We start from the raw sequence: 20132 nt of genomic DNA, 5'->3' as shown, positions 1-20132 counted from the left end.
AAAATGATTTTTTACAAAACTGAGGAAGAGATTGACTCGATGAAGGCCAGCGCGAAAGTGCTGGCTCAGGCTCATGGAGAGGTAGCGAAATTGATTGGGGAAGGAATTACGACCCGGGCGCTGGATCAGCGAGCGGAAGAATTCATCCGCGACAATGGTGGTCTACCTTCTTTCAAAGGGTATAACGGTTTTGAGTACAGTCTCTGCATATCGCCCAACGCGGTAGTAGTACATGGTTTCCCGGGCGATTACGTGCTGAAAAGTGGTGACATCGTTTCGATTGACTGTGGTGTACAACTCAACGGTTACCATTCCGACAGTGCATATACATACCCAGTAGGGGAGGTGGCACCGGAGGTTTTGGCTCTGTTGGATGAAACTAAAAAGTCACTCTACTTAGGTATAGAGCAAGCTATAGCAGGCAACCGCCTTGGCGACGTGAGCTACGCTATCCAGAATTATGTGGAGAAGCAGGGTTACGGTGTTGTGCGTGAGTTGGTCGGCCACGGTATCGGACAGAAACTCCACGAGCGGCCAGAAGTGCCCAACTACGGTAAACGTGGTTCAGGCCTTAAGCTGCAAAGTGGACTAACGTTGGCTATCGAGCCGATGGTTAATCTCGGTACAAAAAGTGTAGTTCAAGAAAAGGATGGCTGGACTATCCGCACTAAGGATTTTAAGCCCTCAGCGCACTTTGAGCACACCATAGTTGTTCGCAAAGACAAGGCAGAAATTCTGACTTCCTTTGATTACATAGAAAAAGCCTTACAAGCAAAAACCTTATAGTAGCCATATGGCCAAACAAACTTCCATTGAGCAGGACGGTACCATCCTGGAAGCCTTATCCAACGCCATGTTCCGCGTGGAGCTGGAAAACGGGCACCAGCTGATTGCCCATATTTCGGGCAAGATGCGGATGCACTACATTAAAATTCTGCCGGGAGATAAGGTGAAACTCGAAATGTCGCCCTACGATTTGTCGAAGGGCCGTATCGTGTACCGTTACAAGTAAGGGTGTGGGGTACTTGGGGTCCGGGGAACTAGGTTGAGGTTCAACCAGGTTGTTCGGCTTCCCTTGCAAACTCAGACCCTCCGAACCTCAGACCCTAACAACTCACTACCATGAAAGTAAAAACGTCCATCAAAAAGCGTAGCGCCGATTGCAAGATTATTCGTCGCAATGGTAAGCTCTACGTAATCAACAAGAAGAACCCCCGCTTCAAGCAGCGTCAGGGATAATTATTGGAAATTGGGGTCTTTGGAGCATGGCAGCTTGCTGTGTGTTCTGACAGCCGGAGCTAACCAGCAGCGGAACCCCAAGACCCTAACTCGCCAACAACCCAAACTCATCACATGGCTCGTATTGCAGGGGTAGACATCCCAGACAACAAGCGCGGCGAAATCTCGCTGACCTACATTTTCGGTATTGGCAAAGCTTCGGCTCAGCAAATCCTTTCGAAGGCAGGCGTAGACCTGAACAAGAAAGTGAAGGACTGGACGGAAGAGGAGGCCGGCGAAATCCGTAGCATCATCGCCAGCACTTACAAAACTGAAGGCGTTCTGCGTTCGGAGGTTCAGCTCAACATCAAGCGGCTCATGGACATCGGTTGCTACCGTGGTCTGCGTCACCGTAAGGGTCTGCCCGTTCGTGGTCAGCGCACCAAGAACAACTCGCGTACCCGTAAGGGCAAACGCAAGACGGTTGCTGGTAAGAAAAAAGCCACTAAATAATCTGTAGCGGGAATCAGGCCGATGGGTTGCGAAAAGCTTTCAGCCTAACACCTTCCGCAGTAATTTTTGCGATAACCAAATGGCACAGAAAAGAAAAGACAAAGCCAAGAAGCGCGTTGTCGTTGTTGAGCCCGTAGGGCAGGTCCACATTAAGGCCTCTTTCAACAACATCATCATCTCCATCACCAACAACAATGGCCAAGTTATTTCTTGGGCTTCGGCTGGTAAGATGGGATTCCGGGGTTCGAAGAAGAACACTCCTTACGCCGCCCAAATGGCGATGTCGGATGCCGGGAAAGTTGCCCACGACCTGGGCATGCGCAAGGCAGAGGTGTTCGTGAAGGGTCCGGGTGCGGGCCGCGAGTCGGCTATCCGGACGCTGGGTAATGTGGGCATTGAGGTAACGACCATTAAGGACGTGACCCCACTTCCCCACAATGGCTGCCGCCCTCCTAAGCGCCGTCGCGTTTAGTTTGCACCACGCTGGCTTCTGTCGCGCCCCCTTCAACCCCCAACAAATCCGAAATGGCACGTTATACTGGTCCCAAAACCAAGATTGCCCGTCGCTTCAATGAGCCGATTTTCGGCCCAAGCAAGGCACTCACCAAGAAAGCATACCCTCCTGGCCAGCACGGCCGTGGTCGTCGTAAGAAGCAAAGCGAGTACGCTATCCAGCTGATGGAGAAGCAGAAAGTGAAGTACATGTACGGCATGCTCGAGAAGCAGTTTGAGAACCTGTTCCACAAGGCTGCAGCTGCTCCCGGTATCACCGGCGACAACCTGCTGGCTGCGCTGGAGTCGCGCCTCGACAACACGGTGTACCGTTTGGGCATTGCCCCTACGCGTCGCGCCGCCCGTCAGTTGGTGTTGCACAAGCACATCACCGTGAACGGTGAGATTGTGAACATTGCTTCGTACAAAATGCGTGCTGGCGACATTGTTGCCGTTCGCGAGAAGTCGAAGTCGCTGGAGGCCATCACTACGAGCCTGAGCGCCCGCAATGCCCGTGCTTACGCATGGCTGGAGTGGGACGGCAAGGACATGGTGGGCAAGTTCCTCAATGCTCCTTCGCGCGAGTTGATTCCGGAGAATATCACGGAGCAGCTCATCGTCGAACTGTACTCGAAGTAATAAACGAAGCGGCCCGGACGCCCGGGCCGCTCGTTGGCTTCGCTGCTTTTTTTATTGAATTCAGGTATTGGGTATTGGGTATCAGGCCGCTGCAAACGCATCCTTTTACCTGATACCTTTTACTCAATTTTAACCAACCGCCCCACTTATGTCAATCTTAGCTTTTCAAATGCCGGAGAAAGTGGTGATGGAGAAATCCGACGACTTCTACGGCACGTTTGAATTCAAACCGCTTGAGAAAGGCTACGGCGTCACGATCGGCAACGCACTGCGCCGCATCCTGCTGTCGTCGCTGGAGGGCTACGCCATTACCTCGGTGCGCACCAACAGTGTGTTGCACGAGTTCATGACCATCGAAGGCGTGCTGGAGGATATGTCCGAAATCATCCTCAACCTGAAGCAGATTCGCTTCAAGAAGGTGAGCGATGCTATTGAGGATAAAATCACGGTGCGCATTAAAGGCCAAGATTCATTCAGGGCTGGCGACATCAATAACTTCACCAACGGCTTCCAGGTACTGAACACCGACCTGATCGTGTGTCACGTTGACCCCGGAACGGAACTCGAGTTTGAGTTCACTATTCAGAAGGGCCGTGGCTATGTGCCTGCTGAGGAGAATAAACCGCTCGACCAGGTATTCGGTCAGATTGCCATCGACGCCATCTTCACGCCTATCAAAAATGTGAAGTACAGCGTGGAAAACACCCGTGTGGAGCAGAAGACCGACTACGAGAAGCTCGTTATCGAGATTCACACCGACGGTTCTATCCATCCGGAGGAGGCACTGAAAGGCGCCGCCAATATCCTGATTCAGCACTTCATGCTGTTCTCTGACAGCACCATGACCTTCGAGACGGTGAAAGCCGAAGAGGAGGAAATTGTGGACGAGGAGACATTGCACATGCGCAAGGTGCTGAAGACGCCGCTGGCCGACATGGACCTGAGCGTGCGTGCTTACAACTGCCTCAAGGCCGCCGACATCAAGAGCCTCGGCGACTTGGTGCAGCTTGACATGGCCGACATGATGAAGTTCCGCAACTTCGGTAAGAAGTCGCTCACGGAGCTGGAGAACCTCGTGGAGGAAAAGGGCCTGACCTTCGGAATGGACTTGGGCAAGTACAAGCTCGACGAAGAATAGAAGGTAAGCGCAGGAATGTGCTTTCGGTGAAACCAGTGCTTTGGCACAATTCACGGCAGCACATTTTTTGTGTCTGACTATTGCGTACATTTGCAGACTTTTTCACTTTTCTCATAGTGCGCCCTCGGGGCAACGGTTCTAATGAGAAGGCCAGCCGAAAGGCGCTTTCCGCCGTGGTCGTTGTCCGCAAGCGTACATTTTTTTCTTTTTTATGCGTCACGGTAAATCTTTCAACCATCTCGGCCGCACCACCTCGCATCGCCACGCGATGCTGGCCAACATGGCCAACTCACTCATCCTGCACAAGCGCATCACGACTACGGTAGCTAAGGCTAAGGCCCTGCGCCAGTACGTGGAGCCCCTGCTGACCAAAGCCAAGAACGATACGACGCACTCGCGCCGCCTTGTTTTCTCGAGCCTGGGCCAGAAGGAGGTGCTGAAGGAGCTGTTTGACAATGTTGCGGCTAAAATTGCCGGCCGTCCAGGTGGCTACACCCGCATCATTAAGCTGAGCCAGAACCGTCTCGGCGACAACTCGGAGATGTGCGTTATTGAGCTGGTTGACTTCAACGACACGATGCTGGAGGCTAAAAACGCCGGCGAAGCTAAGGCTACTACCCGTCGTTCGCGTCGCGGTGGCAAGAAGGCTGATGCTACCACTACCGAAGGCGATTCGTCGGCTGAAGTAGTTGCTGAAGCTAAGCCCGCTAAAAAGGCCAAGGCTGCTACCACGGAGGTTTCGGCCCCCGAGGACACCGACACGGAGACGCTGAAGGATGGCGAAACCCGCGAGGAGAAGGCTGCCGAGTAGTCCTACGACCTACCAGATTTGAAGAAGGCCCGCCATTTGGCGGGCCTTTTTTTGTGGGCTGGGAGTGCAGGTAGTATTATAGTAGCGAGGCGAAACGTCGGGGATACTATTTACCTTGCAGGAGGATGGCCGTAAAGCCGTTGTAGAACCTGTAATCCGTTTCCTTAACCCATTCTCATGAGCATTATCACCGAAATCCACGCACGCCAGATTTTTGATTCGCGCGGCAATCCGACCGTGGAAGTGGACGTAACCACCGACAGTGGCACCGTAGGCCGCGCCGCTGTACCCAGCGGTGCCAGCACCGGCAAACACGAAGCCGTAGAGCTGCGCGACAACGACAAGGCGATGTACATGGGCAAAGGCGTGCTGCGGGCTGTGGAGAACGTGAACACGACCATTGCCGAGGAGCTGGTGGGCTTTTCGGTGTTCGAGCAGGGCCTGCTCGACAAAATTATGCTGGAGCTCGACGGTACGCCCAATAAGGCCAACTTAGGCGCCAATGCCATTCTGGGCGTTTCGCTGGCCGTGGCTCGTGCCGCTGCCGCCGAGGCGGGCATGCCGCTGTACCGCTACGTGGGCGGCGTAAACGCCACCACGCTACCCGTGCCGATGATGAACATCCTCAATGGTGGCTCGCATGCCGACAACAGCATCGACTTTCAGGAGTTCATGATTATGCCGGTGGGCGCGGCCAGCTTCTCAGAGGCGCTGCGTTGGGGCACCGAAATCTTCCACCACCTCAAGGAAGTGCTCAAGAAGCAGGGTTTTAGCACTAACGTAGGCGATGAGGGCGGTTTTGCGCCCAACATCAAGAGCAATGAAGACGCTATCAAGATTGTGCTGCAGGCCATTGAGAAGGCCGGCTACAAGCCCGGCGACGACGTGATGATTGCCATGGATGCCGCGGCTTCGGAGTTTTATTCCGATGGCCATTACCACTTCAAGAAGAGCACCGGCGACAAGCTGACCTCATCGGAGATGGTAAGCTACTGGACCGACTGGACCAAGAAGTACCCCATCATCAGCATCGAGGATGGCATGGACGAGGACGACTGGAGCGGCTGGAAGGACCTGACCAACAGCATCGGCAAAACCACCCAGCTCGTGGGCGACGACCTGTTCGTGACCAACGTTGACCGCCTGCAGCGCGGAATTGATGAGCAGATTGCCAACTCCATCCTCATCAAGGTAAACCAGATTGGTACGCTGTCGGAAACCATCGACGCTATCAACCTGGGCCGCCGCCACGGTTATAAGAGCATCATGAGCCACCGCTCGGGCGAAACCGAGGACAACACCATTGCCGACCTGGCCGTGGCTCTGAACACCGGCCAGATCAAGACTGGTTCGGCCTCGCGCTCCGACCGGATGTCGAAGTACAACCAGTTGCTGCGCATTGAGGAAGAGCTGGGCGAAATTGCCTATTTCCCCGGCCGCAAAATGTAATCAGCAGGCTTTTGTGTTTTGCTGGCAGACGGTACCACTCCTTTGGGAGTGGTACCGTTTTGGTTTTTGCTGGTACGAAGGTCGAAAATGGCTGCGTTGACCTGATAGGGTAGTTGGCTGAAATAACGGATATTTGTTGTGCTGATGTCGGTAGCTGTGGCGTTGGACGAAACCTGTACCACCTGTGAATTATGAAAGTAGGAGAGTTATTCGGCCGCATTCCCCGGTTTCTGCGCAACTTCTATTTCCTGACCGGGCTGGCGTTTCTGATCTGGATGTTTCTGTTCGATGCCAACGACCTAGTGCGACAGTACGATATGTATGCCAAGTGGCAGGAGCTGCAGGGCGACCGGGAATACTACCTGCGAGAGATTGACAAGGTGAAGAAGGACCGCGCCGAACTGCTGAGCAGCCCCGAGCTGCTGGAGAAATTTGCCCGCGAGAAATACATTATGAAGCGGCCGGGAGAGGACGTATTCGTGCTCGTGCCCCAGGAGGAGAACTAACCCTGCCCAGCTGATGCAAGCGCGAACCGGCTTACTGACCGCGGCTCTGCTAGCCGCAGGCCTGCTACTGGCTGCGCCCGGGCTGGCCCAGCAGCGCACGAACTCTCAGGTACAGGTGGCGCGGCAGTTCTGGCTGGCCGCCGTAGGGCAGGAGTGGCGGCCGGCTTACCGCTGGCTTACTCCCGCCGCCCGCGCTGCAATGAGCCCGCAGCAATTCCGGCAGTCCATCCGGCAGCTACGGGACCCGGTGCGCCGGTTTGGCCCGGCCATCGACCTCTATAAGCTGGGCTTTCGGCTGCGCGAAACGGCCGTACCCGAAACCTTCGTCACCTACAGCTTCCGCGCCGATACGCTGGCTGTGCGCCCGCACTACCAACTGCACGTCAGCTTCCAGGACTCCGCGGCTCGCCAGGTGCAAAGTTTTCGGGTGGTGCAGAACACTAGTTTGCCTTAATCGGGCAGCGAGATTTTGCCCATCCGGATGGCCGGCACGTGCTGACGACCAACCCCCATGCTGAAGGGCTGGCCGGCTACCGCCTCGTTGGCCAGCAGCGCGAACAGAATGGCTTCCTTGGCGTCGGGCGGCACGCCCAGCACGGCAGTGCTGGCAAACCGGCAAGTGGGCAAATGGCGCTGCAACGCAGCCATCAGTATGGGGTTATGCGCGCCGCCGCCACTGGCGTACACGGCTACGTCCGGCTGCTCGCCCAGGGCCAGCCGTACCGCCTGCGCCACGCCCGTTGCGCTCAACTCCGCCAGCGTTGCCAGCAGGTCTTCAACTGGCAAGTCGAGCGTTGCGGTGCGGGTCTGGGTAGCGTGGAGGTAGGCCAGACTGAACAGCTCGGGGCCGGTGGTTTTGGGTAGCGAGGCCGCGAAGAATGGCTGGGCCAGCAGTTCGGCTAGCAGACCTGGGTGCACGGTGCCGGCGGCGGCCAGCCTGCCGTCCTCATCAAAAGCCAGCTGCGGAAAATGAGCGCGCACCACGGCGTCGAGCAGGGTGTTGCCGGGGCCGGTATCGGTGCTGAAAGCGGCGCTGGCAGCTTGGGTGTTCTCAGAGCTGGTGCGGGGCAGGTAAGTGAAGTTGGCAATGCCGCCCAGGTTGAGCATTAAACGCTCCTCGGTGGGGCTACTGAGCAACAGGAAGTCGCCGTAGGTAGCCAGTGGCGCGCCTTCGCCACCGGCTGCTATGTGTTTTTGGCGGAAGTCGCCCACGGTGATGATGCCGGTACCCACGGCCAAGTGGTCGGCGTCGCCGAGCTGCAGGGTGGCGTTGAGGCCGGGGAAATCGGGGTGGAGGTGCTGGTGGGCGGGGGCGTGGTACACCGTCTGCCCGTGGCTGGCCAGCAGGTCGACCTCGGCCGGAGCCACCTGCCACCCATGCAGGCAGGCCAGCACCATGCGGGCGTGCTGCTGACCTATCCAGGGGTTGAGCAGCGTCAGGTACTCCAGGCTCACCTGCTCGCGGGCGAATACCTGCCGCACCCGCCGCCTGAATTCGTCGTTGTACGGTACCGTGGCAAAGTGCTCCAGCTCCAGCCGCGTAGCCGGGCCGTGCCCGTGCAGGCGGCACAGGGCTACATCGAGCCCATCGAGCGAGGTACCCGACATCAGCCCGATGATGCGGCGGCTGGGCTGCTGGGCAAGTTGGGCGAGGCGATGCATGCTTTTTGTGGTCGGTGAGTAATAGAAGAACGTCATGCTGAGCGCAGCCGAAGTATCTCTACCGCTTCGTTGCAGTAGTAATCTGATGACAGATTTACCAATGCGGTAGAGATGCTTCGACTGCGCTCAGCATGACGTTCTTCCCTGATTCTTAACGCTTACTCAATCTTCTTCCCGGCCATGGCCTGGCTGATGCTGATGTTCATCACGCGCTCGGCGAAGGGGCGGGTGAGTTCTTCCAGTTCGTCCACAGCTTTGAGCATCACATCTTTTTCCTGAGTTTGCAAAGCGTCTTTCAGCTTCGTTACGCCGGCCTGGGTCTGGGTAAGTTCGTCAGGGGTGAGGTGCTGGCCGTTTTTGGCCACGAAACGCTCCACCTGGTAGAGCATCTGCTCGGCTACGGTGCGGGCTTCAATCACCATGCGGGCCGCCACGTCTTCGCGGGCGTAGGTGAGCGAATCCATCAACATCTGCTCCACCTGTTCGTCGGTGAGGCCGTACTGGGGCTTGATTTCTACCTCCTGGCGGGTGCCGGAACGCAGCTCAATGGCCTCTACTTTCAGGATGCCATCGGCGTTGAGCAGGAAGTTAACATCGACTTTGGGCAGGCCGGCGGGCATGGCCGGAATACCGCGCAGGTCGAACTCGGCCAGCTTGCGGTTTTCCTTCACCACGTCCCGCTCGCCCTGGTACACCGAAATCTTCAGGTTTACCTGCCCGTCAACGCTGGTGGTGTACTGGCGGCCGGCCTTGGTCGGGATTTTGGAGTTGCGCGGGATAATTGGGTCCATCAGGCCGCCCAGGGTTTCAATGCCCAGCGTGAGCGGCGTTACGTCGAGCAGCAGCACGTCGCGCCGGTTGCCGGCCAGAATATCGGCCTGAATGGCCGCGCCCAGCGCCACCACTTCGTCGGGGTTGAGCGAGTTGTTGGCTTCCTGTCCGAAGAAGGCCGATACCGACTCGTGTACCAGCGGCACCCGGGTGGAGCCGCCCACCAGCAGCACGGCGTCGAGCTGCTCGGCATTGAGGCCGGCATCCTGCAGGGCGCGGCGGCACGAATCAATTGTGCGCTCCACCAGTGGGCGGGCCAGCTCGTCGAACTCCGTGCGGCTCAGGCGCACCACCACCTCGTCGCCGAGGTTGCCGGCGAAATCGTCGTGCTGGCTCAGGTAGCGCTTGGCCGACTCGGCCAGTAGCCGCAGCTCTTGCTGCAGCGAGTCGTTGGCAGCCAGCTGGGCCGTGAGGTCGTGCTGTTGGGTCCAGTGCTCGGCCACGGCACGGTCGAGGTCGTCGCCACCTAAATAGGTGTCGCCATTGGTGCTCAGGACTTCAAAAATGCCTTGGTGCAGCTTCAGAATGCTCACATCGAAGGTGCCGCCGCCCAAATCGTACACGGCCACCGTTTTTTCCTCGTCGGGGTTCAGGCCGATGCCGTAGGCCAGGGCTGCCGCCGTGGGCTCGTTTACGATGCGCAGCACCTCCAGCCCGGCCAGGCGACCGGCGTCGCGGGTGGCCTGGCGCTGCGAATCGTTGAAATAGGCCGGCACCGTAATGACGGCCTTGTTGACGGGCGTTTTGAGCGCGTGCTCGGCCCGGGCGCGTAACTCCTTTAGTATCTCGGCCGACAGCTCGATGGGCGAGTAAAACCGGTCGCCGACCCGGATTTTCACCAGGCCCTCCGAGTTATCGTCAATCACCTTGTAGCCCAGTGCGCCGGCGTGCTGGGTCAGGTCGTGGTAGCTTTTGCCCAGCAGGCGCTTCACCGAGTAGATGGTGTTTTGCGGATCAGAGAGCAGATACTCCTTGGCTTCGGTGCCTACCAGCGGCGACTCGCCGCCCTGCGGGAAGTGCACCACTGAAGGCACTATCGTGCCCCGGCCCTGGTCGTTGATGGCCAGCGGCTGGCGGTTTTCGGGGTGGATATAGGCGACCAGCGAGTTGGTGGTGCCCAGGTCGATGCCCACGATAATTTCCTCCTGCTGAATACTGCCGGTAGAAAGGTTGATTGCAACTTTAGCCATAGGGAACAACGAGGCGGCGGGGCCGCACAGAAAGCAGAGAAACAGATGGGCTTGGCTGCTACAATAGCTGCCCGCCCGAAAGGACCAAAATTACACAACAAAAGTCCGGCCCGTCCGGGTTGCCCCAACCTCACCTCATGGCTGCTTTTCCACACCAGTTGCCAAGCGCAATTATCAGATTAGCAATGAAAAGTGCCATTCAGAGAGTTGATAATCAGATTTGACGATAAGAGTTGCGTTTTTGGATAAATAAATGGTATATAATTATGGCTATTTAAATCCAGTGTCAGGCTGGGTGGCGTACGATTTGGTGGGCCTTACTGCCGCGCTTATTCATTATCGGCCAAAGGCTGCGTAGCCAGCTTAAGCACATCATTATTATAGGCCATTGCCGGCTCGGTTGCACTTGTCTTTCAGACCTTTTTTAAAAGGTCTTATCTGCTGTTCCGGCTGCTGTGGCCGGTTCATTTTTCCATTTTTTTATCCCTTTCATCATGCCCAAATTTCTTACTCGCCCTATTCTGCCCATTGCGCTGGCTGCCGCTACCGTGGCGGGCCTAATGGCCTGGACGGCCCAGCAAACGACGCTAGAAGCATCGAGCCACCGCGAGGCCCCGCTGATTGCCGATGACCCGTTGGCCGACAACACCGACGTGTATGCCTTCCGCGACCCCAACAACGCGGAAATGGTCAACCTTATCGCCAACTACGTGCCGTTGGAGCTACCCCAGGGCGGCCCCAACTACAACACGTTCGGCGAAAACGTGCGCTACGAAATTCACATCAAAAACGACGGCAGCAAGCCCAACGCCGACGACATCACCTACCGCTTCACCTTTAAGCGCGTAAACGAAGACCCTACCACGTTCTTTAACATTCGGCTGGGCCAGCAGAACCTGAAGGCCACCTATACAATGGAGCGCAGCGTAAACGGTGGCGCTTTCACAACCCTGAAAACCGATGGCGTGGTGCCGCCGCCCAATGTGGGGCCGCGCTCTATTACCGGAGCCGCCGGCCTGGGTGCGCCGAGCTACGAGAGCCTCTTCACAGGCGCAATTCAGACGGTTGACGGCGACATAAAAGTATTCTGCGGACCCGTCGATGACCCGTTCTTCGTGGATCTGGGCGGTATTTTCGACCTCGGCGGCATCCGCACGGCCTCGGCCCGCGACGGTGTAGCCCGCAAGAACACCCATACCATTGCCCTGCAGATTCCGATTGCCAAGCTCCAGAAGGATGGCAAGACGGGCGCACAGGCTGCCAACATTCTCGACGCTGACTACATTATTGGTGTGTGGGCCTCGGCCAGCCGCCAGTCTATCCGCACCATCAATACCACCGATGGCACGCAGGCCCACAGCGGCACCTGGGTGCAGGTTTCGCGGTTGGGCATGCCACTCACCAACGAGGTAATCCAGCCCATCGGCTCGAAGGACCGTTGGAACTACGACACCCCCTACACCGAGCAGGCCAGCACCGAAGACTACCTCTCGAACCCCGAGCTGGCTCTGTACATGGCCGAGGGCGCGGGCTACTTCGGAACGGCAGTACCCGGTTTCAACCAGCTGCGCATTCAGCGTAATTCGCTGGGTATGTTTGACTTCGCCAATGGCAAAAACGGTGTTTCGGCGCTGCTGAACGCACCTGCTGCTACTGTAGCCGGTACGGCCTTCGCCAAAGTGGCCAACGGTGGTTTCGCCGAATACCTACTGCGCCCGGGCAAGCCCCGCTCGGTGGATATTCTGCCCATTTTCCATACGGGTGTGCCCAACCTGCCGCCCTACCAGCTGGCCACGGGCAAGCCAGCCGGCCAGCCACTGGCTCCGGGTAAGCCGTTCGTCAATAATTTCATGCCCCTCATCGACAACGTGGGTGCTCCGGCTGGGGTAGGTGGCGACATGCTGCGCCTGAACATGGCCGTACCAACAACGTCGCGTAGCTCGGCCGACTTCAGCTCGGAGGGCCTGCTGGCTGCTGCTGTGCTCGGCCTGACTGACACGCGCTTCAATGGGAATACGAACCTGGAGTTCATCCCGAACATGGACGGCTTCCCGAACGGACGTCGTTTAGAGGATGACATCACCCGCATTGAATTGCAGGCTGTGGGGGGCATTGTGCTGGCGGCCATTGGCCTGCCCTACGAGGCCGGCTCGCCGGGCCTGGGCGGGGCTCTTGCCTTCCGTACTGGTATCGAGGCAAACGATACGACCTTCCGCACGGGCTTCCCATACATGCAGCTGCCTTGGTCGGGCACCAAAGCGCAGGGCACGATTACCTCGCAGTTCGGCGCGGCCGGTTTCAGCCTGAAGCCGGAGATTGTGGCCGCCGCCCAGAACTACCCGAACCCGTTCAATGAGGTTACCACAATAACCTACGAGGTAGCCACTAAAACCCCGCTGACCATGTTTGTGAGCGACCTGACGGGCCGCCGCGTGGCCACGTTGATGGAGGGCAGAAACCACAAAGTAGGGAAGTTTGAACTCGACTGGAAGCCTGGCCCCGAAGTGGCCGCCGGTACTTACGTGCTGACTATTGCCACGGGCAAAACCGTGTTGCAATCGATGAAGCTGGTGCATAACCAGTAAGTCGGTTTGATGCTGGCCGGCGCGGGTACTGCCCGTGCCGGCCAGTTGCTGACGGATAGCCGGGCCCTGGGTGAGTCTGCCTATCTTACTGGCTGCCGACGGGGGAGCCGGCCACCAGGCCGGTTCCCTTTGCGGCTGTTAACCGCTTCCTAATTCACTGGAACCTATACGCTGAGTACGTGAGAAAATACCTCTACCCGTCCCTTATCCTGTTGTTTCTGGCCCTTGGGGTAACCATTTACCTCACCCGCACGCCCGACCCCGTACCGCAACTGCGGGCCCGGCGCGGCGACCTGGCGGCCGGCGGCGAATGGGTGAACACCAAAGCGGCCATTGAAGGCCTGCTGGCCAACCTGCGCGCCAAACCCGACGACACGAAATCGAAAGTGCTGCTGGCCCAGGCCTACATGCAGGAAGCCCGCGTAACCGGCGACCACGCGTATTACGATACGGCCGCCATGCAGCTGCTAAACGAAGTATTGCGCGATGAGCCCGAAAACTTTGAGGCCCTATGCTGCAAAGCCTCGCTGAGCCTGACCCAGCACCACTTCTCGGAAGGGCTGGCCATTGCTGAAAAAGCCGTGGCCCTGAACCCGAACAACGCCTTCGTATACGGGCTGCTCTGCGACGCCAACGTGGAGCTGGGCCGCTATGAGGAGGCCATAAAGATGGCCGATAAGATGAATGCCGTACGACCCGATTTGCGCTCCTACTCGCGGGTTTCGTACCTGCGCGAAATCCACGGCGACCTGCCGGGAGCTATTGAGGCCATGCGGATGGCCGTGCAGGCTGGCTACGCCGGCCTGGAACAAACCGAGTGGGCCCGCATTACGCTGGGCCACCTCTACGAAACTACCGGCGACCTGACCAATGCCGAGCAGGCGTACCGCATGGCGCTGACGGCTCGCCCGTATTACGCCTACGCGCTGGCCGGATTGGGTCGGGTAGAACAGGCCCGCCAGAACTACCCCGAGGCTATTAAGTACCTGGAACAGGCCCGCAACACAGTACAGGACTACACGTTTGCCGAGGAGTTGGCGACCCTTTACCAGCTCAACAACCAAACCGCCGAGGCCCGCAAAATGAAAGCCGAAGCCATAGCCATGCTCGCTTCAGATGCTAACGCTGCCGACGAGAACGAGGACCTGGGCCACTACGCCGACCGGGAACTGGCCTACGCCTACCTCGAAACCGGAGAGCTGGATAAAGCCCTCGAACACGCCAAAATTGAATACGACCGGCGTCCGGACAACATCGACGTGAATGAAACCCTGGCCTGGGTTTCGTACAAGCGCGGCGAGTATCCGGCCGCCGCTACCTATATGAAGGCGGCCCGCCGCACCAACTCGCAAAGCCCGGTGCTGCTGTGCCGCGCCGGCCTGATTGCTTCCAAAAACGGCAACCCCGCCGCCGGTCAGGCCCTCATCAAGCAGGCGCTGGCCATCAACCCCTACCTAAGTCTCGGCCTGGCCGAGGAAGGCCGCCAGCTACTGGCAGTGCGGTAGGAGTGAGGTACCTGCTAAATGAGTAACGGTCACGCTGAGCGCAGCCGAAGCATCTCTACTGCTTCGTTGTAATGGCAGTCCAATGCCAGAATTAGCATGGCGGTAGAGATGCTTCGGCTGCGCTCAGCATGACGGGTAATCCAATACCAACCCAACCTTCACATTAACACCTTTCATGCGCGCCATTCGCCTCGCTCGCTTCCTGCCACTTCTCGTCGCGCTGCTGTTGCTGCCGGGGATGGCCGGCGCGCACGTGCTGGATGAGGACCTGAGCAAACTCTCGCGCACCGATATCTTCCTTACTTATCTGCAGCTCGGCTACACGCATATTCTGCCGCTGGGCATCGACCATGTGCTGTTCGTGCTGTGTCTGTACCTGCTGGAGCCGCGCCTTAAACCAGTGCTCTGGCAGGCCACGGCTTTTACGGTAGCGCACTCCATCACGCTGGGGCTGGCCATGTACGGCGTAGTGTCGCCGCCGGCCAGCCTGATTGAGCCGCTCATTGCGCTGTCGATTCTGTTTGTGGCCCTTGAGAACATCGTGGTCGAGCACCTGAATCCGTGGCGCATTGTGGTGGTGTTCGGGTTCGGGCTGCTGCACGGGCTGGGCTTTGCCGGGGCGCTTACGGGCCTGGGCCTGCCGCCCAACATGTTCGTGGAGTCGTTGGTAGCCTTTAATATTGGGGTAGAATTGGGGCAGGTTTCGGTTATTCTGCTGGCCTGGCTGCTGATTGGCCGCTGGGCCGCCGGCAAACCCTGGTATAAGCGCCGCATTCTGGTGCCTGCCTCGGTGGTTATTGCCCTTATGGCCGCCTACTGGACTTTCGAACGATTGAGTTGAATGAACGGGATCAAACAGAACAGAACAGAACAGAACAGAACAGAACAGAAAGAACGTCATGCTGAACGAAGGCGCAAGCCGGAGTCGAAGCATCTCTACCGCAATGGTAACCCTATTGCTGCATTACTACTACTGCAACGAAGCGGCAGAGATACTTCGCTTTCGCTCAGCATGACGTTACTTTTCTAAGCCCTAAAGCCCTTAATTGAATGCTCCGCCACCTGCTCCTGCTATTACTGCTGCTACCCTACCTGGGAGGCATTGGTGCGGGCCTGGTGGGGCGGCCCGAGGCACCGGGGCCCACGGCGGCGCACCCCTACGTACATAGCGCCGCCTGCCAGCACGAAAACTACCTGCGCCTCGACTGCTTTGATACCTGCAACGGCAACCAGTCGGCGGTAGAGGCACAGACTAAGCGCACGACGCCGGCCCAGCTGCTGGCATCGGCCAAGAGCATCGACCTGCATTGCCTGCCCGAAACGCCCTGCCTGCAAGCGGCGTGGTTCGGGCAGCTTGTGGGGTACCAGCCGGCCACCGAGCCGGCCATAGCAGCCGGAAACCGCCCGATTCCGGAACAGCCGCCCCGTCGCGGATAAGTGGATGCGCCTCCCCAAACCAGGGAGGCGGGCCGGTGCTGTTGGCACGGGCCGTTGCCAACTTATCTTTTGACTTAGACGTGCCGCCAAAAGGCCCCTGTGCCGGGCGCGGCGTGTTGTATTGCGGCTATATGCGCCTTTTTTATTGGATAACCGCTGCCGGTACGGTTCTGGTGGCGTGGGGAAGCGGGTCCGAAGCCCACGCCCAGAACACCGCCGTGCTGCGCGGAACCGTGGCCGATTCGGTTTCCGGCCGACCCCTGAGTGGGGTGAGCGTACGCCTGGCCGGCCGCAGCGAGGCCACCGTGGCCGACGAGCTGGGCCGGTTCCGGCTGGCGGTGCCGGCCGGAACCTACGTGGTGCGGGCCAGCGGCCTGGGCCTGGCAGCGCGGCAGCAAACGGCCACCGTAGCTGCCGGCGAAACCGCCGCCCTGTCCCTTCGTCTGCCAACTGCTGCCCTGGCGCTTTCCGAAGTAACTGTGGCCCAGCCCTACGACCCCAACCAGTCGCTGGCTGTTATTTCCAATATCGATAAGCTGCTGCGGCCCGTGAACTCGGCCCAGGACCTGCTGCCGCTGGTGCCGGGCCTAGTAATTGCCCAGCACGCAGGCGGCGGCAAGGCCGAGCAGATTTTCGTGCGCGGCTTCGACGCCGACCACGGCACCGATTTCAACGTGAGCGTTGACGGGCTACCCGTGAATATGGTCAGCCACGCCCACGGGCAGGGCTACGCCGATTTCCACTTTGTGATACCGGAAACCGTGGACCAGTTGCGGGTGTACAAAGGCCCCTACACGGCCCGGTTTGGCGATTTTGCCACGGCCGGCGCGGGCGAGTTCACCACCAAAACCCGCCTCGACCAAAGCCAGGTGAAGCTGGAAGTGGGACAGTTCGACACCCGCCGGGCAGTGGCGCTGCTGAATCTGCTGCCGGTGCGGGCCGCGGGCCAGCGTGCGGCTGCCGCCTATGTGGCCGGCGAGTATATGTTCACCAACTCGTATTTCGACGCCAAGCAGGACTTCCGCCGCTTCAATGGGCTGGCCAAGTACACCGGCCAGCTCTCCGACCGCTCTTCGCTGATGGTGCTCGGCTCGCAATTCGGCTCGAAGTGGGATGCCTCGGGCCAGATTCCGGAGCGTGGTGTAGACGACGGCACGATTTCGCGCTTCGGCAGCATCGACCCCACCGAGGGCGGCTCGACCAGCCGCACCAACGCCACAGCCGTGCTCACCACCGACCTGCCCCACAACGCCGTGCTGCGCCAGCAGGCGTACTACACACGCTACGATTTCAACCTGTACTCCAACTTCACGTTTTTCCTTAACGACCCGGTAAACGGCGACGGAATCCGGCAGACGGACGCGCGAAACCTATACGGCTACACCGGCACTTACAGCCGCGACCTGCAACTGGGCAGCCGCACGCTGCGCACAGTGGCCGGCCTGGGCACCCGCCTCGACGACACCCACATCGCCCTGCGCAACTCGGCGCAACGCGCAGTACTCGATACGATTCGCTCGGGCCGGGTGTACGAGCAGAACTTCAACGGCTACCTCGAAGGAACACTCGGCCTCACCGACCGGCTCACGCTCAACGCCGCGCTGCGGGCCGACTACTTTCGCTTTGCTTTTCGCGAAGACCGGGTAGCGGCCGATTCGGTATCGGGCCGGGCGGGCAAGGGGCGCGTAAGCCCCAAGCTGAACCTGTACTACGACGTGAACCCGGCTGTGCAGCTGTTCGTGCGCTCGGGCTTTGGCTTCCACTCCAACGACGCAAGGGCCGTAGTGACTAACGCCACGGCCAACGTGCTGCCCCGGGCCATCGGCTACGAGGTGGGCGGCACCTTTAAGCCGGCGCCCGCGCTGGTGGTAAATGCCGCGCTGTGGGCGCTGCACCTTCAGGACGAACTGGTGTACGTAGGCGACGAGGGCGTAGTGGAAAGCGCCGGCCGCACCCGCCGCCTGGGCTTCGACCTCTCGGCCCGCTACCAGCTCACGCGTCTGCTCTTTGCTGATGTAGACCTGAACCTGAGCCGTGGCCGACTGGTAGACGAGCCGGAAGGCGCCAACCGGATTCCCCTGGCGCCCAGCCTCACCAGCGTTGGCGGCCTCACGCTGCGGGCTCCCGGCGGCCTCGGGGCCAGCCTGCGCTATCGCCACATCGATTCGCGAGCGGCCAACGAGGACAACTCGGTGCGGGCGAAAGGCTACTTCCTGCTCGATGCCGTGCTGAGCTACACCAAAAGCCGCTTTCAGGTGGGTGCCTCCGTGGAAAACCTGCTGAACGTGGAGTGGAACCAGGCCCAGTTCGACACCACCACCCGGCTGCGCAACGAGGCCGCGCCGGTGTCGGAACTGCACTTCACACCCGGCACGCCCTTCTACGCCAAGCTCAACGCCAGCGTGTTTTTCTAGGCTTCCCTAGAGAGCCGGCCTCGTGGCCTCTGCCAGCCGATGGCCCGCGTATCCGCAACTGGCCGAGCCAGTCGTTGCCGGCTTATTTCCCAACTTCAACTCAACTGACGTATGTCTTTCTTCTCCCTTCCAGTTTCCGCCAGCCCAGCTTCGCCCGTTCGTCAGGCTCTGGCCGGCACTACCTTTCTACCTACACTCGACGCAGGAGCCCCGCCACCGCTGCCGCTGGGCGCCCAACGTCGGCACCGCGAAGAGCGGGCCCAGGCGCACTGCCGCATGCACGCCCGCTCCGCGCCCCACAGCTCGGCGAAACGCTGGTAGCTGATTGGCGTTGAGGAACAAGGTGTTGGAACGGTGTAGGGGCGGGGCTTGTCCCCGCCCGCCGTCGAACGACTTATCTGCACCGTTGAACGACCCGCGTAGAAACCGTTTAATGGTGGTCGGGGACAAGCCCCGCCCCTACGCCGTTCTGCACAACCTGAGGCATCACGAAAAAGCCGCTTACCGATCTGGTAAGCGGCTTTTTTATGGCTCGAAGGCGGATGAGGTAGGAATGGCACTTGCATCCGGGGGCATAAATGCGAATTTTGGCTTTCCAACCAGCCGCTGCCCATGACTTTTCCCGCCTCTTTGCCCGGTCTTCCTGTTCTGCTGCTGGCCCTGCTAGGAATGGGCGGATTGCTGGCCGGGTGCCAGTCGGCCGGGGGCGAGGTGGCCGCAGCCCGCCAAAGTGCAGCAGTAGCCGTAGCGGCCCCAGTGCCTTTGGCGATGCCAGCACCAGCCGCCGATTCGCTGGCTCCCACGCCGCTGTCCCCGCTTCCCGATGTGCCGCCGGAGTTGCGCACGGCCGTAGCGGAGTTGCGCACGAGGCTGGGCCCGCAAGCCGCCGCCCTGCGCCCAGAGGTGCTGGAGCGGGCTTGCGTGGGCTACCTGAACCTGCGCCGGGCCGGCCGCATCAGCCGTCCGGGCGTATTGGCCGTGGTCGACATGGATCTGCCTTCCTCTGAACCCCGGCTGTGGGTGCTTGATTTGCGGGCCGGCCAGGTGCTGCACCGCAGCCCCGTGGCCCACGGCCGTGGCTCGGGCGAGGGCCTGCGGGCCCGCCGTTTCTCCAACACTATCAAATCGGCCTGCACTTCGCTGGGCTTCTACCGCACCCAGGATACCTACCGGGGCAAGCACGGCCTCTCGCGCCGCCTGCGCGGCCTCGATGCCGGCCTCAACGACAACGCCCTGCGCCGCTATGTGGTGCTGCACAGCGCCGATTACGTAAGCACCGCTTATCTGGAGCGCCACGGCCAGGCCGGCAACAGCCGCGGCTGCCCCGCCCTGCCCCCCAACCAGTACCGGGCCATAATCAGCAGCGTGGGCGAAGGTGGCTGCCTCTACCTCAGCGGCCCCGGCCTGGAGTCGCAGTGGCTCGACGGAGCCGGTGCAGCTCAGCGGCTAGCGGCGCAGGGGTGGTTGTGATGCGCTTCGCTTCTTTACAGGCAAGAGGCCCGTTGGAATAGTCCAGCGGGCCTCTTGCTTGTAGAAAATTGGGTCAGCTTACTGCACTACTACTTTCCGGCTCAAGTTCAGCTCTGGAACGCTGAGCTGGTACACGCCGGCGGGCAGGGCCCGGCCCGGGGTCAGGCGCTGCTCGTTGGAGCCAGGGTATAGCCGCACCGACTGCTCGTGCACGAGGCGTCCGGTCAGGTTGACGAGGCGCAGGGTGGCGGTTAAGTAGTGTTGCATAAGTA

21 protein-coding genes are annotated in these 20132 nt (G+C 59.6%); 18 read left to right on the top strand and 3 right to left on the bottom strand.

What is annotated here, in order from left to right; translation table 11 throughout:
* Positions 1 to 3: 3 nt before the first annotated feature.
* From map to J7E24_RS14190, 11 genes are all read left to right on the top strand, one after another.
* Positions 4 to 786 carry a type I methionyl aminopeptidase gene (gene map, locus J7E24_RS14240; RefSeq protein ID WP_215138817.1) on the top strand — a complete coding sequence of 261 codons (783 nt, stop codon included), beginning with the start codon at positions 4 to 6 and terminating at the stop codon, positions 784 to 786.
* 7 nt (positions 787 to 793) lie between these two features.
* Positions 794 to 1012: a translation initiation factor IF-1 gene (infA, locus tag J7E24_RS14235; RefSeq protein WP_019946152.1), complete on the top strand. Its 219-nt coding sequence runs from the start codon at positions 794 to 796 to the stop codon at positions 1010 to 1012.
* A 110-nt stretch (positions 1013 to 1122) separates the two neighbouring features.
* Entirely contained in the window at positions 1123 to 1239 is a 117-nt protein-coding gene (ykgO, locus tag J7E24_RS14230; protein ID WP_092767990.1) for a type B 50S ribosomal protein L36, read from the top strand.
* Between the two features lie 114 nt (positions 1240 to 1353).
* Positions 1354 to 1731 (top strand): 30S ribosomal protein S13, encoded by a 378-nt coding sequence (rpsM, locus tag J7E24_RS14225; RefSeq protein WP_019946150.1) that lies wholly within the window; start codon positions 1354 to 1356, stop codon positions 1729 to 1731.
* A 79-nt stretch (positions 1732 to 1810) separates the two neighbouring features.
* A complete protein-coding gene (gene rpsK, locus J7E24_RS14220; protein ID WP_019946149.1) occupies positions 1811 to 2203 on the top strand; it encodes a 30S ribosomal protein S11 in 393 nt (130 codons plus the stop codon).
* Between the two features lie 53 nt (positions 2204 to 2256).
* The gene (gene rpsD / locus J7E24_RS14215; protein ID WP_176897690.1) at positions 2257 to 2862 is read left to right on the top strand and encodes a 30S ribosomal protein S4; all 606 of its coding nucleotides are present in this window, start codon (positions 2257 to 2259) and stop codon (positions 2860 to 2862) included.
* Between the two features lie 148 nt (positions 2863 to 3010).
* Positions 3011 to 4000 carry a DNA-directed RNA polymerase subunit alpha gene (locus tag J7E24_RS14210; protein WP_215138816.1) on the top strand — a complete coding sequence of 330 codons (990 nt, stop codon included), beginning with the start codon at positions 3011 to 3013 and terminating at the stop codon, positions 3998 to 4000.
* 211 nt (positions 4001 to 4211) lie between these two features.
* Positions 4212 to 4811: a 50S ribosomal protein L17 gene (gene rplQ, locus J7E24_RS14205; protein ID WP_176897685.1), complete on the top strand. Its 600-nt coding sequence runs from the start codon at positions 4212 to 4214 to the stop codon at positions 4809 to 4811.
* Between the two features lie 177 nt (positions 4812 to 4988).
* On the top strand, positions 4989 to 6260 hold the full coding sequence (eno, locus tag J7E24_RS14200) for a phosphopyruvate hydratase (RefSeq protein ID WP_215138815.1): 1272 nt from the start codon (positions 4989 to 4991) through the stop codon (positions 6258 to 6260).
* 191 nt (positions 6261 to 6451) lie between these two features.
* Positions 6452 to 6766 (top strand): FtsB family cell division protein, encoded by a 315-nt coding sequence (locus J7E24_RS14195; protein WP_215138814.1) that lies wholly within the window; start codon positions 6452 to 6454, stop codon positions 6764 to 6766.
* 13 nt (positions 6767 to 6779) lie between these two features.
* Positions 6780 to 7220 carry a hypothetical protein gene (locus J7E24_RS14190; protein ID WP_215138813.1) on the top strand — a complete coding sequence of 147 codons (441 nt, stop codon included), beginning with the start codon at positions 6780 to 6782 and terminating at the stop codon, positions 7218 to 7220.
* Here J7E24_RS14190 and J7E24_RS14185 read toward each other — a convergent pair.
* Both J7E24_RS14185 and hscA read right to left on the bottom strand, forming a co-directional pair.
* Entirely contained in the window at positions 7217 to 8428 is a 1212-nt protein-coding gene (locus tag J7E24_RS14185) for an anhydro-N-acetylmuramic acid kinase (protein WP_215138812.1), read from the bottom strand. The genes J7E24_RS14190 and J7E24_RS14185 overlap by 4 nt on opposite strands.
* Positions 8429 to 8586: 158 nt before the next feature.
* Entirely contained in the window at positions 8587 to 10449 is a 1863-nt protein-coding gene (hscA, locus tag J7E24_RS14180) for a Fe-S protein assembly chaperone HscA (protein WP_215138811.1), read from the bottom strand.
* A gap of 494 nt (positions 10450 to 10943) precedes the next feature.
* On the opposite strand from hscA, the gene J7E24_RS14175 reads away from it, so the two are divergent.
* The 7 genes from J7E24_RS14175 to J7E24_RS14145 all read left to right on the top strand — a co-directional run bounded on the left by J7E24_RS14175 (position 10944) and on the right by J7E24_RS14145 (position 19860).
* Positions 10944 to 13034 carry a DUF4331 family protein gene (locus J7E24_RS14175; RefSeq protein WP_215138810.1) on the top strand — a complete coding sequence of 697 codons (2091 nt, stop codon included), beginning with the start codon at positions 10944 to 10946 and terminating at the stop codon, positions 13032 to 13034.
* A 179-nt stretch (positions 13035 to 13213) separates the two neighbouring features.
* Positions 13214 to 14539 (top strand): tetratricopeptide repeat protein, encoded by a 1326-nt coding sequence (locus tag J7E24_RS14170; RefSeq protein WP_215138809.1) that lies wholly within the window; start codon positions 13214 to 13216, stop codon positions 14537 to 14539.
* Positions 14540 to 14714: 175 nt separating this feature from the next.
* The gene (locus J7E24_RS14165) at positions 14715 to 15380 is read left to right on the top strand and encodes a HupE/UreJ family protein (RefSeq protein WP_215138808.1); all 666 of its coding nucleotides are present in this window, start codon (positions 14715 to 14717) and stop codon (positions 15378 to 15380) included.
* 209 nt (positions 15381 to 15589) lie between these two features.
* The gene (locus J7E24_RS14160; protein ID WP_215138807.1) at positions 15590 to 15976 is read left to right on the top strand and encodes a hypothetical protein; all 387 of its coding nucleotides are present in this window, start codon (positions 15590 to 15592) and stop codon (positions 15974 to 15976) included.
* 131 nt (positions 15977 to 16107) lie between these two features.
* A complete protein-coding gene (locus J7E24_RS14155; RefSeq protein WP_215138806.1) occupies positions 16108 to 18390 on the top strand; it encodes a TonB-dependent receptor in 2283 nt (760 codons plus the stop codon).
* 111 nt (positions 18391 to 18501) lie between these two features.
* Positions 18502 to 18711 (top strand): hypothetical protein, encoded by a 210-nt coding sequence (locus J7E24_RS14150; RefSeq protein WP_215138805.1) that lies wholly within the window; start codon positions 18502 to 18504, stop codon positions 18709 to 18711.
* Between the two features lie 291 nt (positions 18712 to 19002).
* Positions 19003 to 19860: a murein L,D-transpeptidase catalytic domain family protein gene (locus J7E24_RS14145; protein ID WP_215138804.1), complete on the top strand. Its 858-nt coding sequence runs from the start codon at positions 19003 to 19005 to the stop codon at positions 19858 to 19860.
* Positions 19861 to 19938: 78 nt separating this feature from the next.
* On the opposite strand, the gene J7E24_RS14140 is transcribed toward J7E24_RS14145, so the two are convergent.
* On the bottom strand, positions 19939 to 20132 hold a 194-nt coding region (locus J7E24_RS14140), incomplete at its 5' end, for a hypothetical protein (protein WP_215138803.1).

The organism is Hymenobacter sp. ISL-91 (genome assembly GCF_018613725.1).
GTDB lineage: Bacteria > Bacteroidota > Bacteroidia > Cytophagales > Hymenobacteraceae > Hymenobacter.
The sequence above is the reverse complement of the archived record's forward strand: the minus strand, read 5'-3'. Positions and strand labels throughout refer to the sequence as shown.

What these genes read in the sequence shown, in the direction of transcription:
- map (WP_215138817.1), top strand. Translation starts at nt 4, where the DNA reads ATGATTTTTTACAAAACTGAGGAAGAGATTGACTCGATGAAGGCCAGC.
- infA (WP_019946152.1), top strand. Translation starts at nt 794, where the DNA reads ATGGCCAAACAAACTTCCATTGAGCAGGACGGTACCATCCTGGAAGCC.
- ykgO (WP_092767990.1), top strand. Translation starts at nt 1,123, where the DNA reads ATGAAAGTAAAAACGTCCATCAAAAAGCGTAGCGCCGATTGCAAGATT.
- rpsM (WP_019946150.1), top strand. Translation starts at nt 1,354, where the DNA reads ATGGCTCGTATTGCAGGGGTAGACATCCCAGACAACAAGCGCGGCGAA.
- rpsK (WP_019946149.1), top strand. Translation starts at nt 1,811, where the DNA reads ATGGCACAGAAAAGAAAAGACAAAGCCAAGAAGCGCGTTGTCGTTGTT.
- rpsD (WP_176897690.1), top strand. Translation starts at nt 2,257, where the DNA reads ATGGCACGTTATACTGGTCCCAAAACCAAGATTGCCCGTCGCTTCAAT.
- J7E24_RS14210 (WP_215138816.1), top strand. Translation starts at nt 3,011, where the DNA reads ATGTCAATCTTAGCTTTTCAAATGCCGGAGAAAGTGGTGATGGAGAAA.
- rplQ (WP_176897685.1), top strand. Translation starts at nt 4,212, where the DNA reads ATGCGTCACGGTAAATCTTTCAACCATCTCGGCCGCACCACCTCGCAT.
- eno (WP_215138815.1), top strand. Translation starts at nt 4,989, where the DNA reads ATGAGCATTATCACCGAAATCCACGCACGCCAGATTTTTGATTCGCGC.
- J7E24_RS14195 (WP_215138814.1), top strand. Translation starts at nt 6,452, where the DNA reads ATGAAAGTAGGAGAGTTATTCGGCCGCATTCCCCGGTTTCTGCGCAAC.
- J7E24_RS14190 (WP_215138813.1), top strand. Translation starts at nt 6,780, where the DNA reads ATGCAAGCGCGAACCGGCTTACTGACCGCGGCTCTGCTAGCCGCAGGC.
- J7E24_RS14185 (WP_215138812.1), bottom strand. Translation starts at nt 8,428, where the DNA reads ATGCATCGCCTCGCCCAACTTGCCCAGCAGCCCAGCCGCCGCATCATC.
- hscA (WP_215138811.1), bottom strand. Translation starts at nt 10,449, where the DNA reads ATGGCTAAAGTTGCAATCAACCTTTCTACCGGCAGTATTCAGCAGGAG.
- J7E24_RS14175 (WP_215138810.1), top strand. Translation starts at nt 10,944, where the DNA reads ATGCCCAAATTTCTTACTCGCCCTATTCTGCCCATTGCGCTGGCTGCC.
- J7E24_RS14165 (WP_215138808.1), top strand. Translation starts at nt 14,715, where the DNA reads ATGCGCGCCATTCGCCTCGCTCGCTTCCTGCCACTTCTCGTCGCGCTG.
- J7E24_RS14160 (WP_215138807.1), top strand. Translation starts at nt 15,590, where the DNA reads ATGCTCCGCCACCTGCTCCTGCTATTACTGCTGCTACCCTACCTGGGA.
- J7E24_RS14155 (WP_215138806.1), top strand. Translation starts at nt 16,108, where the DNA reads ATGCGCCTTTTTTATTGGATAACCGCTGCCGGTACGGTTCTGGTGGCG.
- J7E24_RS14150 (WP_215138805.1), top strand. Translation starts at nt 18,502, where the DNA reads ATGTCTTTCTTCTCCCTTCCAGTTTCCGCCAGCCCAGCTTCGCCCGTT.
- J7E24_RS14145 (WP_215138804.1), top strand. Translation starts at nt 19,003, where the DNA reads ATGACTTTTCCCGCCTCTTTGCCCGGTCTTCCTGTTCTGCTGCTGGCC.